This is a genomic window from Yersinia proxima, assembly GCF_902170785.1.
Lineage (GTDB): Bacteria > Pseudomonadota > Gammaproteobacteria > Enterobacterales > Enterobacteriaceae > Yersinia > Yersinia proxima.
The window spans coordinates 427,121-441,915 of record NZ_CABHYG010000011.1 but is presented as its reverse complement, the minus strand read 5'-3'; the positions used below and the strand labels follow the sequence as shown (position 1 = coordinate 441,915).

Below are 14,795 nucleotides of genomic sequence, written 5' to 3'. Positions count from 1 at the left end.
GTCATCCAATTTCCAGAAGTTTCTCAAGCCGCTTTATACGTTGTTGAATAGTCAGATCAATCGGCGATGCTCCCTGCCGTGATGATTCGCTATTCGCTCCTTGCTCATCCGATAATGTCGCGGCACCGCTACCTGTCGAGAGGCGACGCAGTTGTGCCACATCAGAGGCCGACTTTTCCGTCGGTAGAAACAGCACCGGGCACAACTTACCCATCTCTGCCAGTATGGCCTGTAAGCGCGCGCACTCTTCTCGCGAGGGGCGTAATTGTGCAGGTTCAAAGGGGATCAGCGCCAACTCTTCTTGCGCGCTGGTAATCTCCGCCTCGATCGTTGTCGCTTCTCTGAGCGCTGCAGGCCGGGCATCGGGCGCTAATGTGGCCAGGTTTGTCAGCCCCTTCAAGGCCTGGCTAATATGGACCTGCACCGCGTCTACAATCGCCACCGGCCACAGTCGGGTGAAAATCAAATACACCACCAGATTACCCAGCAAAATACCCAGCACCCTATCCAGAGCTACGCCCAGATCGGTGCTTGGCCCGAAGCCTTGTAATACCGTCAGCAAGAAAGCCAACCCAACCTGTACACCGGCATAGGCAATACGTTCACTGCCACATGACACCCAAGCGGCCAAGAGAATGCAACCAAATACCAGCGCCATCAATTGCCCGATATCGTTCATATGGGGAATGATGAAGATAATCGATAGCACTCCCATCAATGCCCCGATCAAACAACCAATAATCCGCAAGACTAGCTTATGTACCGTCTCACCGGTGGTGCCCAATGCAGCAACATAACAAGTGATCATGGCGGTATGAATGTCTTGCCAATCCAGCGCGGTGTATATCAGATAACAAATCAGTGCCGCAGCGGTAGTTTTCAGCGCGAACTGCTGATGAACAGGATTGGTTAGGGCGTCTGCGGCAAAGAAGGTGGATTTCGGGGCATTCAGGTCTTGCCCAATATCGGCAGTTGCCAGTGCTGTCAGCGCGTTTCTGATTTCATTAATTTCATCGCTGGGATCGTCAATGGCGAAGTGAGGGGTAGGCGCAAGATTGCCAGCAGCAATCGCCTGCGCCGCGCCATCACAGTAAGCCGCCAGCTCAAGTCGTGCATTCTCCGGTGAAGTCGCAGGTAAAGCCGAAGTAGCCAACAATAACCGGTAACTGCTTTTTACTGCACTTTCAAGCCAGGCCGCTTCAGCCGAAGGCCGCAGATGAAAAATACGCACAAAAAGCGCCCGTTGCTGATGCTCATTTTGCCCTTCTTGCAGCAGTTCCTTAACCCTATCCATAGTGGCAACATCAGGTTGACGCAATGCCTCGGCCACCGCCAATAATCGCTCAGATAGGCTGTCGCGCAATAAGCGCTGTGGCATGCGGCCAAAGAAAAGGTTAAAAACAATCAGCAGCAGCATGGGGGAAACAGCCATTAGCCAGGCATACAGCAGCCCCCGCGTAGCCACTTCTCCCATGGGGATATTGCTCAGTAACGTCATGACAAAAGCAATCACCAGCGCAATAATGCTGCCGACCGGGCCGAGCTTACTGGCCGATCCGAGATAGAGAAAGAGAAACGAACTGACAATCAAGGCGGCCATGCGCAGTGGCGCGGCTTCTAGCGTGAAGTGGATGAGTAGAAATACCAAGCCAACAACCAGCGACACCAATATGGTGATCGCAACCGCCATCACCATGCTCTCGACGCCATCAGGTTTCATCACGAAAATAATGAGATAACAGCTAATCGCGGATTCTGGAATGCCATATATCATGGCAATCATCGCCATCAATGCACAGAGCGCAGCAACACGCCACGCCTGAGCCACCCTGCCAGGGAAATAGGCTAGATCAACTTTTGCCTGACGGATTATGCCGCCAAGCGTACCGTCAGCAACCCTCGTCATTTCGCACGATAACCACAGCAGTCGCCCCGATTCGCATCAGGTCCTCCGGCGGTTTTTCCAGACTAATTCTGACAGGGAAACGCTGAACGACACGCACCCAATTTAATGACTTCGGCACATAAGGCAGGCCACGTGGGATATTCAACATATCTTCAGAACTTACACCCCAACCAATACCCTCGACTCGCCCCTGAATCGCGCGCTGTCTGTCCGCCATAACATAGACAGTGGCGCAATCACCCACCTTGATATGCTTCAACTCCGTTTCGCGGAAAAATGCCGAAGCATGCCAGTGTTCGGTATTGATAAGTGTGAAAATAGCCTGGTCCGGGACGACAAACTCCCCGGCAGAGACAGTCAACCCGACAACCCGACCATCATGAGGCGCGCGGATTTGCGTATTCGCCAGTTCCCGCTCGGCAATAGCAAGTGCCGCGCGGCGCGCCACCACCAGCGCTTCCGAAGCAGCGGTGCTGCTGACCAACGCCTCAGCGGCAAATGACTGTTTTAATGCCTGTTTTAGGCTGACCTCAGCATCATGTTTCGCCGTCGCGGCATCATCTACCTGCTGGGCGGTAACATAGCCTTTGGGGAGTAGCGGTTGTAAGCGAGCTAACGTCTGAGTCGCTAATTTGAGATTGGCTTGCGCCCGAACAATCTGTTCATTGGTAATGGCTGCGTTGGACTGCTCTGCGACCACGGTGCGTTGCTGGGTATCGCGGGCAGCTTCTGCCATTTTCAACTCAGCCTGCGCTTGCTCGACTTGCAAACGGTAGAGGTCTGGCTCAATGGAAAACAACAAATCACCACGTCGGACTTTGCTGTTTTCCTCAACATTAATTGAGATAATACGGCCCGGAACCGAGCTGGCAATATGCACCACGCTAGCCCCCAGTTCCGCATCCTCAGACAATGGATTCAGTGTGGTCTGCCGCACCGATAGCCAGCCAAAAATCACGGCGGCAACAATGATAACGCCAGCAACAATGAGTGCCAGTCGCCGCTTACGCTCACTCCCTTGTAGTTTATTCATATTCATTATTCATCGCGTAAACAGTAATAGGGAACAGATGAATGCCACAGCAAGCGCCAGGCAGACATACACAAATAGCCGCCATGGCAGCACCTCATCAATACCAACGCGAATAAACAGAACACGAGCAATCACCGCAGTGATTATCCCGATAAAGGCGCAAGCCATCCAGGAAGGAAAATAGGAACCCACTAGCGAAAATGAAGGAGCCTCAGCACCAGAGCAACCACTCAGGGCGATAACTGATAACAGAACCCATGGATCACGCCACAATCCCTGTTTTGCCGTACTTAAAAACCTGAAGAAAAACCGCTGCTGCTTCCTGATGGAAGTCATATTATTCATTGAACAGCCTCAATTAATACGCGGAACCCCACCTGAAGGCAGGGTTTGCCATCATAAAAACCGCTAATGATCACTTCCCAGCGTGTTTTTGAAAATTTGCCCATCTTTCATAATGACTCTAAATGCTTTATCTGGCTGGGCTACGAGTTGGATATCATCGAGCGGATTACCGTCCACCAAAATCAGGTCAGCCAGCGCACCATTTTCCACTACGCCCAATTTTCCTGGATACGGGTTTCTCGGGCCAGAGAAAGCACAAAGTTCAGCGTTAACACTGGTCGCCATTTTGAGAATCTCAAGCGGTGAATACCACCGAGTCAGCTTGGCTAATTGCGCCCCTTGTCGGGTTGCCAGTCGGGCATCAAACAGCGTGTCGGTGCCCCATGCTGTCTTGATATTGTATTTTTTTGCCAACATATAGGCGGTATCAGTCCCTGCTACCATTTCAAGTTGCTTGGCTCGCGATGCCGGGCTTGGTGTTGGCACCGCATCTTCATCATCAAGGAAAGGTTGCAAGCTCCACCAGATGCCTTTTTCGGCCATTAGCTGCACAGTTTCCTCATCCAACAACTGGCCATGTTCAATACACTTAACCCCGCCTTTGATAGCCATAGTAACAGCACGAGGGGTGTAGGCATGGACGGTCACATAGGTGCCCCAGTTTTCAGCTGCGGTTACTGCGGCCTGGATTTCGGCTACAGAACCTTCCGTCACATCGATGGAGTCGTACATGGAGCTGACACCACCACCGGCCATATATTTGAGTTGCGAAGCACCTCGCATAAGTTGTTCTCTGGCGCGCAGCAATACCTGATCAGCACCATCGGCAATTGCCGTCATCCCCACACGCTCGGCATAACTTAAGGGATCTGATGGGGTATGCGGCAACTCACCCAGCAAGCGAAAATCACCGTGCCCACCGGTTTGAGTGATAAATGCACCCGAAGGGAAAATTCGTGGGCCAATAGCGACATGTTCATCAATGGCTCGTTTCAAGCCAAAAACCGGCCCGCCCATATCACGTACCGTGGTGAAGCCGCGCATTAAGGTGGCATCAGCTTCAGCAATGGCCAGCGCCTGAATATAGTTAAAATCTGCCGTCATGGCAGTCATCATTGACGGGCGAGCCATAATGGCGTGCCAGTGAGCATCAATCAGCCCCGGCATTAATACGCCGCCACCGCCATCAATTAGCTCCACATCCGGTGAAAGCGGTGTATCCGCAGGCTCTACCGACTTTATTTTGTTGCCTTCCACTAATACTCGCAGCCCGTCTCGTAGTTGGTCTGAAACACCATCAAAGACACGAACATTAATAAAAGCCATCACACGTACCGCATTAGCGGCAACATCTCTTTTTTGCGATTTTGCTCCCGGTACAGCCGCCGCAACCGTTGCCGCAGTAATAGGGGCTGATTGAGCTGATTTTTGGGAAAATACCGTATTGATACGTATGAATGCCGGGCTATTACAGAGGCAACCTTCGCCATGCGTGTGGGGGAGCTGAATTAATGGCATATGAGACATAAAGTTCTCCTTAATGAACAGTCCCCCAATAAGCAAGCCGAGGGCACGCTGTCGATCATAGAACAAATTCTCTGATAACAACTTATTTTTATGACAAAAGTTGCCCCGAAAGAGTGATGCTACTCTTATCCTATGATGACAAATCGAGTAATCACATTTTTATTTTCAGATTATTTAATACTGTCAGGCTCTGATATCTCCGTTCAGAAAGAGAACTGTTTCAGCTTAAGTTGATGCGTTTTTTCATTGTCATACGGTGTTCTGTTTTCATCAACCAAACGTCCGGCAACATACTTTTTCACCGACTCCATGTTATGAGTGGTTTTAGAGGACGCTACCGTAGCTAAATACCCTTTCCTGAACTCCAGCGAGGTCTGAGACGAACTTTCATCATTAATCTGATGGTAAGTGTAGCTTTGCGATTGTAACAACATCCCCAGTGACAACGGCGCTGTTGGGTTCAGTGCTTCATGATAGCTGGCTTGCAGATGAGATTTTGTGTGCTGTACCCTATTACTAAGCTCACCTTTGCTGTTACTAGCTTCTTCAGTCGTTTGGCTAAAATTGTATGCGAAGGTATCTTTCTCTTCTTTCTTAAGCGGATTGGAGGATGTTTGCGCTTGCTGGAAAGATGCTGAAAAATCAGCTAAACCACTCAGGTAAGTACGCGCCTTATCCGTCTCCGACATGAAAATTGTCTTTTCGCTGCTGTCTATTTCATTGGAACCATAATGGCTATTCATTGCACGAAAAGTGGCCTTAAACATATCCATTTGTGTCTTGTCGCCACGCCCACGGAAATTTGCATTATCTAACTGTTTTTCATACGCAGAAAGTGCTCGAACTTGCTGTCCGTATGTTCCCAGCACTTCAGGGTGACTAAGGTCAGTATTTAATTGAAAAGTGACATTGCTGTCTTTGTAACTTAGTGCTCTGCTGGAATTATCACTTTGATAATTCAATGACTGTAGAGAATCATTTCCTTGCCGAACATCGGTATTCAAGTCAACCGACTTCAGGATTGTATTATCAAATTGAGTTAACCCGTCAATATTGACGACTGGCGGCTGAGCAGACAATCCATCAAGAGTCGCCTGAAATGCATCGGCAAGATCTGAGATAGCCAAAACCTCGTTCTCATTAAGATCGCCATCGCCAGTTTGTATCTGTGCAACTATGCCATCTTGCTGTCGGGACAGCGACACACTGACTTTCACACCACTTTGCGTAACGATATCCAGTGCAACAGCGGCGGCTTTATCATTGTCGCCACTGGTCTGAATATCAACCGGTGATGCCACCACACTGGAGAAATCTGTTGGATCATCTTTCAGTTGTAATAACAGTGCCTTTCCCAACCCCTGAAAAGAAACAGATGCTGGTTGATTGAGATTTGCGCTCATCAGATAGGTTAATTGACTATTACCACTGGTGATCGACGTACGTAACTTTTGCGCACCAATGTTATAAATGGCATTAATTTCATCAGCGGCATCACTCAAAGTGACACGAGTCGAAGACTGAAACGGAGCCGGTGACTGTTTTGCTCCGGTAATAACATTGCTCATAACGCGAGGGACCGGAAATCCGATACTACTGATCTGGCCTACCATATGTCTCATCTCTTTTATTTTGCCTACCTCTGGTATCGACCAAAACCTGACTGACTTAAATAAAAGTGGCTATTACTGTGCCTACTTATTTTGATAAGCACCCTATTTTGAGATAAAACATTAACGTGATGTACCTCGTCGATAAAAAAATAAGTTAGATATAGTATTTAGTATTAAACTATTGATGTTTATATCTTTGAATTGAGGCCGTGATGTCGAAGGTAACGAAAATATTGTTAGTGGAGGATGATCACCGCCTGGCCACTTTAATCGCTGAATTTTTAGCTAAACAACTGTTCGAAGTAAAAATAATTAGCCGTGGTGATACCGTTGCTGAATATGTGAGAAATAATGCTATTGACTTGATCCTATTGGATATTATGTTGCCGGGCATGAATGGACTTGATGTTTGTAAGGTTATTCGCGAATTTTACCACGGCCCGATTATAATGATCACGGCATTAGGGGAGAGCCTGGATGAAATATTGGGGCTTGAGTTGGGTGCCGATGATTATGTAATTAAACCCATAGAGCCACGAGTATTACTGGCAAGAGTACGCGCCCAATTACGTCGATTCACTCAACCATTAAACAATCTTCAAAACTCCACAATACAGACAACAGAATCAACAAATCTTATCTTTGGCCAACTTACGATTGCCCCCGCCTCTCGAACAGTCACTTTATATGAACAAGATATTCCGATGACAACAGCTGAATTTGATGTTCTGCTGCTACTGGCAAAAGATGCCGGTAAAGTGCTTAGTCGGGATGAATTATTGTTAGGTTTAAAAGGCATCGATTTTGATGGTGTCGATCGCACGATCGATATTCATATTTCCCGATTACGTCGGAAACTCGATGATGACCTTGATATTCCCAACAGGATTAAGACACTGAGAAGTAAAGGCTATCTATTTAACAGTCATGGCTGGGACTGATTGAGACTGCAGATTATGAAAATAAAATTTACGCCACGGTTTCGTGTATTTCTGCGGTTTTACTTGTTTTGGTTATTAGCCGCTTTAGCTCTTTATTACTCGGTATTAGTTATCCGGAACCAAGTGACGCAAACCCTGACGCATATGATTCAATATCAGATGATGCAGAAAACCCTCGCCAGTATTGAGGAACATATGCGTATGCAACCACCACAAAATTGGCACGAAGACGTGCAAAAAATGAACAACTTATTCTCCTTTCCGCTGAGTATAGAAAAAACCTCTAACTTGAAGAATCGAATGAATAAAGAGGACTATCAAATATTACTCAAAGATGGGGGACTATTTGTTCATGATGGTTTTATCTATAAAGTTATCAAAGGCACTGATGAGGTTTTATTGATTGGCCCTATTATCGCCACTTTAAATGATAATTCCGATGGCATATCAAGCTATGAAATACAGCTTTTGTTGTTTGAGTGGGGCGGAACCATCATATTAAGTTTTATTTTTTCCTATATATGGCTAAGGCCAGTATGGAACAGCGTCAACAATTTGCGTAGCACTGCACAGGCATTAAGCGCCGGCAATCTTACTGCACGCGCATCACCCAAACAGTCATATCTGGTCAGGCCGATAGCTTCGGCGCTCAATAGCATGGCCGCAAAAGTTCAACAGTTTGTCGCCTTGCGACAAGAGATGAGCCACACCATGGCCCATGAGCTCCGAACCCCGATTGCACGTATTCGCTTTCACCTGGCGAACTACCTCGACCATCATTCAGACAAAGACGATTTTTCTGATATTAATCGGGTTTATCAAGAGTTGGATGAAGTTGAAACACTCATTTCAATGGCGTTGAATTATGCCCGTTTTGAGCGGCAGCGTTCGCATTCATCCACGGAAACAATATGCATCAACATGGCTAGAAGAACAGGTAAAAATATCTCATCTCAGCGACCGGAGAATCGATGTGAAACTCCGCGCCAGTGATGACCTGGGTTGGATAGAGATTGACCCTCAGATCATGCCTTATGTTACGCAAAACTTGCTCAGTAATGCTAAAAAATATGCCAGAGAAAACATTTATCTGAGTGCAGAACGAGTGGGAGAACGTTTATTTATCGTTGTCGAAGATGATGGGCGTGGTATCAATCAAGCCGATTATAAAAAGATATTTTTACCGTTTTATCGAGGAAAAGTTGATGAAGAAGCGGGAATCAGTGGCTTTGGTTTAGGTTTATCTATTGCCTTACAAGTCGCTCAATTGCACGGCGGTAGTCTCAGTGTTACTCGCTCTGAGGAGCTAGGAGGCGCGAAATTTACTCTGGAGTTCCCCTGCAAATATCGCCCTCCCGTAACCACCTGATACGTTTTGGCTGTAAATATAAAATTAGAGTCACGGCCACCCATTTAATTTCAGATATTTAAATTTTAAAATAACGTAACAGGGCTAGATTTTCACTAGCCCTATTTTATTTCGCCAGTAGTAAGCGAATAATTTTACAATTTGTAACAGGCTGTACAAAAGCTAACACTCAGGCAACTAAACTACCTAACATAGAATAAAAACAACCCCTAATATAGTGGCATAAATTGAATGCACAGACAGCAAAAATAAAATATCAACGTCTATTTAAGCACAGCAATACTTTATTATTTCAAGCGGTCATATAATAGTGATATTTAATTATTCACAATAAAAGCCATCTGTCGCTTTCATAGAAAAAATAACCTATTAAAGGGACTACAATATGAATATTGCATTAGTAGATAGCTCACCACTGGTGGTATTGGGGTTAGAGCACGAACTGAAAGAAAAAAATCTTGATATCAATGTGATAAGCATTTCTGATAATTTTCAACAATTAGAACATGACTTAAGTCATAAAAAGATAGATATCGTTTTTCTCGGGATTTTAGTTGCAGATGACAAACCATTTCATAGCATAAAGCAGGTTTATCAACTCAAACAACGTTGGCCTGATATTAAATTCGTCCTCTATACCGATATCAAAAATGTCAGTGTTTTACGGTATTTTTCATATATGCAAATGGATGCAATATTATCGAGTAATGATTGTCTGAATAATATCATTGAGATCAGTAAAGGGGATTTTTTTTACAGTCATAAATATAACAGAGAATTTATGCAAAATACCATCGGGCATAACTCGATGAGCCGAATGATGACCAATAATGAAATTGAGGTTCTTGACAGAATTTCGCTCGGTGAATCGGTTTCTGAGATTGCGGTACAGTCTCAACGTAGTATCAAAACTATCAGTAACCATAAACGCAATGCCATGAGTAAGTTAGGAGTAGAAACAGATTGGGAGCTTTCTTTATTTGTACTGAGTGTGCTAGGAAAGATCCCAGCCTACCCAGAAGACAGTAAATTTGCGCTCTCTTGATAACTATATAGCCATCTCTCAGTATCTATATTACTAACCTTTTTAACCCGAGAGAATTCCTACAAGGTTTGTAGATATTTCAGATTATTAAGTAAGGAGACTATAAATTTTAGTTGTATTTCTATCTGGGAATGGACATTGATCTTGAAGTATTAGGTCAAATAAAAATAGAAGATTAGCGTAATGATCTGACAGTAGATCACGCAACAGAACAAAGCACCACAACAACCACATGTTGCGATCAATTTTGTCGAAAAAATTGGTATTTACCAGATAAAAAGATCGTGTATATTATTTTCATAGTGAATCAGAGTTGTTTTACCATCATTTGCAGACATGATGGTAACATTCAGTAGAATTCATTATTAAACAGTCATGAATTACCTACCAGCTATGTATTTTTAATATTAATCCATCCCTACCGATTAATATTTTTGGAAAAAAATAACGACATTGTATTGCCATATAACTTGCAATGTTTTTATCGAAATTCTGCGATTTTAAAATTTGGCCTTGCGCCATACAACTGACGGGCAATCAATATTAGCCCATCAACTTATATTAAGTTATTTAAATAAAGGTTATTTATGTCTCTTTTCAATAAAGCATTATTAGCAACAACTATTTTATCTACTTTCGCATTTACCGCCCAAGCAGCTGATAGCGGTTCTGGCACTGTGACCTTCACCGGTTCTATTATTGATGCACCTTGCTCAATCACACCAGAATCTAGTGACCAAACTGTTGATTTGGGGCAAATATCTTCAGCTTCATTAGTCAATAAAGGCACTTCTACTCCGCGTAATTTCAGTATTGAACTGGAAAAATGTGATATCACCACAATGAAAAACGTGGCAATTACCTTTACAGGTTCTACTGACAATACTGACCCGGCACTATTGGGAATTACCGGTACAGCTAAAGGTGCAGGTGTGGTCATTACCGATGGTAGCGGCTCAACTATCAAGCTGGGTCAAGCCTCAGCCGCTCATACCTTGGGGGCAGACAACAATACCCTGATATATTCCGCATACCTGCAAGGCAATAGCGCCACTGTTGGTAGCGTAGTCCCTGGTGAATTCACCAGCGTAGCTAACTTCACCTTAGCTTATAACTGATTTTCGTGAGAAGCATATGGCATTATCCGTGTGCTTCTTCCTGAATAAACAACAGTCGATATTTCCTATCATTATGATGAGATTATTATTGCCACTACTGATTTTATTTTTTTCATCGCCTATTTTTGCTATTCAACAAGAAAAAGGGCGTGTCAGTATGAATGGTGTAATAATAAATCCGGCTTGTGCTATTTATTCAGACACCCTTGACCAAACAGTAGATTTGGGAATCATCCCAATAGAAAGAATTACCGAATTACCTTCAGGCGAAGGCTATCCTTTCTCTATAACATTAATGAATTGTATTTTGCAATCCAATAATAATAGCACCACACAATATTCCACATTTAGCCTGGCCTTTGATGGGCCGACAGAAAATGGCAACAATTTATTCGCGCTGAGTGGTGATGCCAAAGGGGTTTCCTTTGAACTCAGAGATGAACAGGGAAAAAAAATAACACCGGGTTTAGGTATTTCTCATCACGGTGTATTAGACGAAAAGAAAACCTTGAATTACTCGTTGCATTTAATCAGAAACTCAACGCTTCCCCAATCCGGGCGGTTTCATGCTGCGGTTCATTTTATCCTGACTTACCAGTAAGCGTTTTTTCACTTGGGTATTTCACTCACCCCTTTGCCAGGCATTTTGTTCGCTAATTCGGTCATTTATATGAATACCCCAATGAATCATCTTAAGACAATTTATAAGACCGTCATTGCCTCGTCATTGGTGGGACTCATTGGGGCGGCGAATGCTGTCGAATTCAATATGGATGTTATGGATGCGGAAGATAAACAAAATATCGATTTATCGCGTTTCACTGCCTCCGGTTATGTTATGCCAGGGCAATACTTGTTAGTAATCAATGTGAATCAACACAATTTACCGGAGCAAACAGTACCTTTCATGCCACGCGAAGGCAGACCTGATAGCAGTGAACCTTGCCTTGCACCGGTAGTGATTAAGCAGTTTGGTCTGAAGCCAGAAGTATTGAGCAAAGTGATGTATTGGCATCAGGATCAATGCGCAGATCTCAGTGCATTGGAAGGTGTGGTGACAAAAACAGACCTCGCCGCAGGGGTGCTTTACATCACAATTCCACAGGCCTGGCTTGAATATGTCGATGCCAATTGGGTGCCCCCAGCCCTGTGGGATGACGGTATTCCGGGATTGATGCTGGATTACAACCTCAATACGTTGTTTAGCAAACCTAATCAAGGAGATACCACACGTAATGCCAGTTTAAATGGCACCACAGGTTTGAACTATGGCCCATGGCGACTGCGCGGTGATTATCAAGGTAATTATAGTCATACCAGCGGAAATAATAGCCAGCAACAAAGTCAGTTTGACTGGAGCCGGATTTATGCTTACCGGGCCATTCGCTCATTAGCCGCCACGCTAACCATAGGGGAGAACTATTTCTCTTCTGATATTTTTAACACTTTTCGTTATACCGGCCTGAGTTTAGCCAGCGATGAAAAAATGTTGCCGCCAAACTTACGTGGCTATGCACCGGAAGTTAGCGGAATTGCACGGACTAATGCCAAGGTTACCGTAAGTCAGCAAGGGCGCTTGATCTATCAGACCACTGTGCCATCCGGGCCTTTTCGAATTCAAGATTTAAATAGCTCAGTCAGTGGGTTGTTAGACGTCAAAGTGGAAGAACAGGATGGTAGCGTACAGACCTTTCAGGTGAACACCGCCACCATCCCCTATCTGACACGCCCGGGTGCCATTCGCTATAAAACGGCAGTTGGCCGCCCATCAACACTGAGTCATGGCTTTGAAGGCCCCGCTTTTGCCAGTAGCGAATTGTCCTGGGGGATCAGCAATAGCTGGTCATTATATGGCGGCGCAATTATTGCTGGTGATTATAACGCGTTATCCATGGGCCTTGGCCGCGACTTGTATGCTTTTGGCGCACTGTCGGCCGATATTACTCAATCTTATGCCACAAATTTGCCACAACAAACGACGCAACAAGGTAAATCTTTCCGGTTGAGTTATGCCAAACGGTTTGACCAGCTAGACAGCGAGGTCACCTTTGCCGGTTACCGCTTCTCGGAGCGCGAGTTCATGACCATGGACCAATATTTGAGTAACCGTTATAGAGACAATACCGCGGGTACGGACAAAGAGATGTACACCATTACAGCAAACAAAAACTTCCCCGATGCGCGGGTCAGTTTATATCTCTCGTACAGTCATCAGACCTATTGGGATCAGCAAGCGGCGGATAGCTATAACCTGACCCTCAGCCAATATTTTGATGCGCTATCGCTGAAAGAGTTATCCGTTAATGCCTCCGCCAGCCGCAGTAAAAATAATGGCATTAATGATGATGCCATTTATTTGAGCCTGTCAGTTCCGTTAGGAAATAGGCAAAGCATCAGTTATAGCGGGCAGCACAGAAATAACAGTTATAACCAAACCGTCAGTTACATGAATAACAATGCACAAAATAGCAGCTACAGATTAGCGGCTGGTTTGAATAGCCAACAGGATAATGGCACCAAAGGCCAGTTCAGTGGGTTCTATAACCAACGCAATAGTATTGCGGAAATGAGTGTTAACACCGCCTACGCACAGGACAGTTATACCTCCTATGGCTTATCAGCCAGAGGCGGGGCAACGCTGACCACCAAGGGCGCGGCCTTGCACAGTAGCGGCAGCAGCGGCGGCACCCGTTTAATGGTGGATACCGACGGCGTGCCCGGAGTACCCATTGAAGGGCAAAACTTACGTTCGAATACCTTCGGTATTGCTGTTGTGAATGATATGAGCAGCTATTACCGCACCGATACCCGCATTGATATCAATCAGTTAGATGAAGATGTCGAAGCCCGTCAATCAGCAGTCGAAAGCTCATTAACCGAAGGCGCTATTGGTTATCGCCGTTTTAGCATGATGAAAGGCGCGAAAATTATCGCCACATTGCGGCGGGATGATGGTAGTTACCCCCCGTTTGGCGGCAGCGTATTCAACACCAAAGGCCAGGAATTGGCGATTGTCAGTGATGATGGATTTGCTTATCTGAGTGGTGTTCAGCCAGGTGAGACACTGGATGTGGCATGGAATGGCAGCACACAATGTCAGGTGAATATTCCTGAGAAATTACAGGCGCAGACGCATTTATTACTGCCCTGCCAACTCATTAAATAGGTAAATACAAAGATGCAACACATAAAGAAAATAGCACTATTTTGCACATTCGTACTCAGTGCTCAGGCAGCGAATGCGGCCATCGCTTTAGACCGTACCCGCGTGATTTATAACGGTCAAAATAAGTCAGTCAGCCTGAATATCAGCAATGAAAATAAAGAATTACCCTATCTCGCCCAATCATGGATTGAAGACAGTGACGGTAAGAAAATCACCACACCATTAGTGGTCACCCCGCCCGTCCAGCGAATTGAGCCGGGTGCGAAAAGTGCCGTCAGAATTTCCGCCATGCCTGAAGCGCTGAAATTGCCACAGGATCGCGAGTCACTGTTTTATTTCAATCTGCGGGAAATCCCACCACGCAGCGAAAAATCCAACGTCATGCAAATTGCATTACAAACCAAAATCAAACTGTTCTATCGCCCACAAGCCATTACACCAAAGTCAGGTGATATCTGGCAGCAGCAAGTGGTATTACATAAAACAGCACAGGGCTATCGGGTCGATAATCCAACGCCTTATTACCTGACCATTATTGGTTTAGTTAATAAAGGCACGGTATTAACCGGAGAGGAACCATCCACCATGGTGGCACCGAAGTCCAGCAGTGAACTGAAATCGGCTCATTTTAGCCAACCAGTACTGACTTACATTAATGATTTTGGTGGCCGCCCGTCACTGACGTTCAGTTGTAATGGGGCGACTTGTCAAACCGCAAAATCAGCAGGGTAA

13 protein-coding genes are annotated in these 14,795 nt (G+C 45.3%); 8 read left to right on the top strand and 5 right to left on the bottom strand.

Annotated features, from left to right (window positions below; all coding sequences use genetic code 11):
• Nucleotide 1: 1 nt before the first annotated feature.
• The 5 genes from FTB31_RS10940 to FTB31_RS10920 form a co-directional block, all read right to left on the bottom strand.
• Nucleotides 2-1,906 (bottom strand): FUSC family protein, encoded by a 1,905-nt coding sequence (locus FTB31_RS10940; RefSeq protein WP_175628089.1) that lies wholly within the window; start codon nucleotides 1,904-1,906, stop codon nucleotides 2-4.
• Complete coding sequence (mdtN, locus tag FTB31_RS10935) at nucleotides 1,890-2,939, bottom strand: multidrug transporter subunit MdtN (protein ID WP_050077227.1); 1,050 nt, start codon at nucleotides 2,937-2,939, stop codon at nucleotides 1,890-1,892. The genes FTB31_RS10940 and mdtN overlap by 17 nt, the downstream gene beginning before the upstream one ends.
• A 9-nt stretch (nucleotides 2,940-2,948) precedes the next feature.
• Nucleotides 2,949-3,284 (bottom strand): YtcA family lipoprotein, encoded by a 336-nt coding sequence (locus FTB31_RS10930; protein ID WP_265102184.1) that lies wholly within the window; start codon nucleotides 3,282-3,284, stop codon nucleotides 2,949-2,951.
• Nucleotides 3,285-3,347: 63 nt separating this feature from the next.
• On the bottom strand, nucleotides 3,348-4,811 hold the full coding sequence (locus tag FTB31_RS10925; protein WP_050077225.1) for a metal-dependent hydrolase family protein: 1,464 nt from the start codon (nucleotides 4,809-4,811) through the stop codon (nucleotides 3,348-3,350).
• Nucleotides 4,812-5,014: 203 nt separating this feature from the next.
• Nucleotides 5,015-6,379, bottom strand: coding sequence for a hypothetical protein (locus tag FTB31_RS10920; RefSeq protein WP_227724619.1), 1,365 nt, complete (start codon nucleotides 6,377-6,379; stop codon nucleotides 5,015-5,017).
• 257 nt (nucleotides 6,380-6,636) lie between these two features.
• Here FTB31_RS10920 and FTB31_RS10915 point away from each other — a divergent pair, with 257 nt between their 5' ends.
• The 8 genes from FTB31_RS10915 (at nucleotide 6,637) to FTB31_RS10880 (ending at nucleotide 14,795) form a co-directional block, all read left to right on the top strand.
• A complete protein-coding gene (locus FTB31_RS10915) occupies nucleotides 6,637-7,365 on the top strand; it encodes a response regulator (RefSeq protein WP_077175096.1) in 729 nt (242 codons plus the stop codon).
• A gap of 15 nt (nucleotides 7,366-7,380) precedes the next feature.
• Nucleotides 7,381-8,358 carry a histidine kinase dimerization/phospho-acceptor domain-containing protein gene (locus FTB31_RS10910; protein WP_227731371.1) on the top strand — a complete coding sequence of 326 codons (978 nt, stop codon included), beginning with the start codon at nucleotides 7,381-7,383 and terminating at the stop codon, nucleotides 8,356-8,358.
• A complete protein-coding gene (locus FTB31_RS10905; protein ID WP_227731370.1) occupies nucleotides 8,339-8,734 on the top strand; it encodes a sensor histidine kinase in 396 nt (131 codons plus the stop codon). Before FTB31_RS10910 ends, FTB31_RS10905 begins: the two co-directional genes overlap by 20 nt.
• Before the next feature lie 385 nt (nucleotides 8,735-9,119).
• On the top strand, nucleotides 9,120-9,779 hold the full coding sequence (locus FTB31_RS10900) for a response regulator transcription factor (protein WP_077175098.1): 660 nt from the start codon (nucleotides 9,120-9,122) through the stop codon (nucleotides 9,777-9,779).
• A 587-nt stretch (nucleotides 9,780-10,366) separates the two neighbouring features.
• Nucleotides 10,367-10,897: a fimbrial protein gene (locus tag FTB31_RS10895; protein WP_077175099.1), complete on the top strand. Its 531-nt coding sequence runs from the start codon at nucleotides 10,367-10,369 to the stop codon at nucleotides 10,895-10,897.
• Between the two features lie 16 nt (nucleotides 10,898-10,913).
• Entirely contained in the window at nucleotides 10,914-11,498 is a 585-nt protein-coding gene (locus FTB31_RS10890) for a fimbrial protein (protein ID WP_077175100.1), read from the top strand.
• An 81-nt stretch (nucleotides 11,499-11,579) separates the two neighbouring features.
• Nucleotides 11,580-14,063 carry a fimbria/pilus outer membrane usher protein gene (locus FTB31_RS10885; protein WP_139344326.1) on the top strand — a complete coding sequence of 828 codons (2,484 nt, stop codon included), beginning with the start codon at nucleotides 11,580-11,582 and terminating at the stop codon, nucleotides 14,061-14,063.
• 12 nt (nucleotides 14,064-14,075) lie between these two features.
• Nucleotides 14,076-14,795: a fimbria/pilus periplasmic chaperone gene (locus tag FTB31_RS10880; protein WP_227723104.1), complete on the top strand. Its 720-nt coding sequence runs from the start codon at nucleotides 14,076-14,078 to the stop codon at nucleotides 14,793-14,795.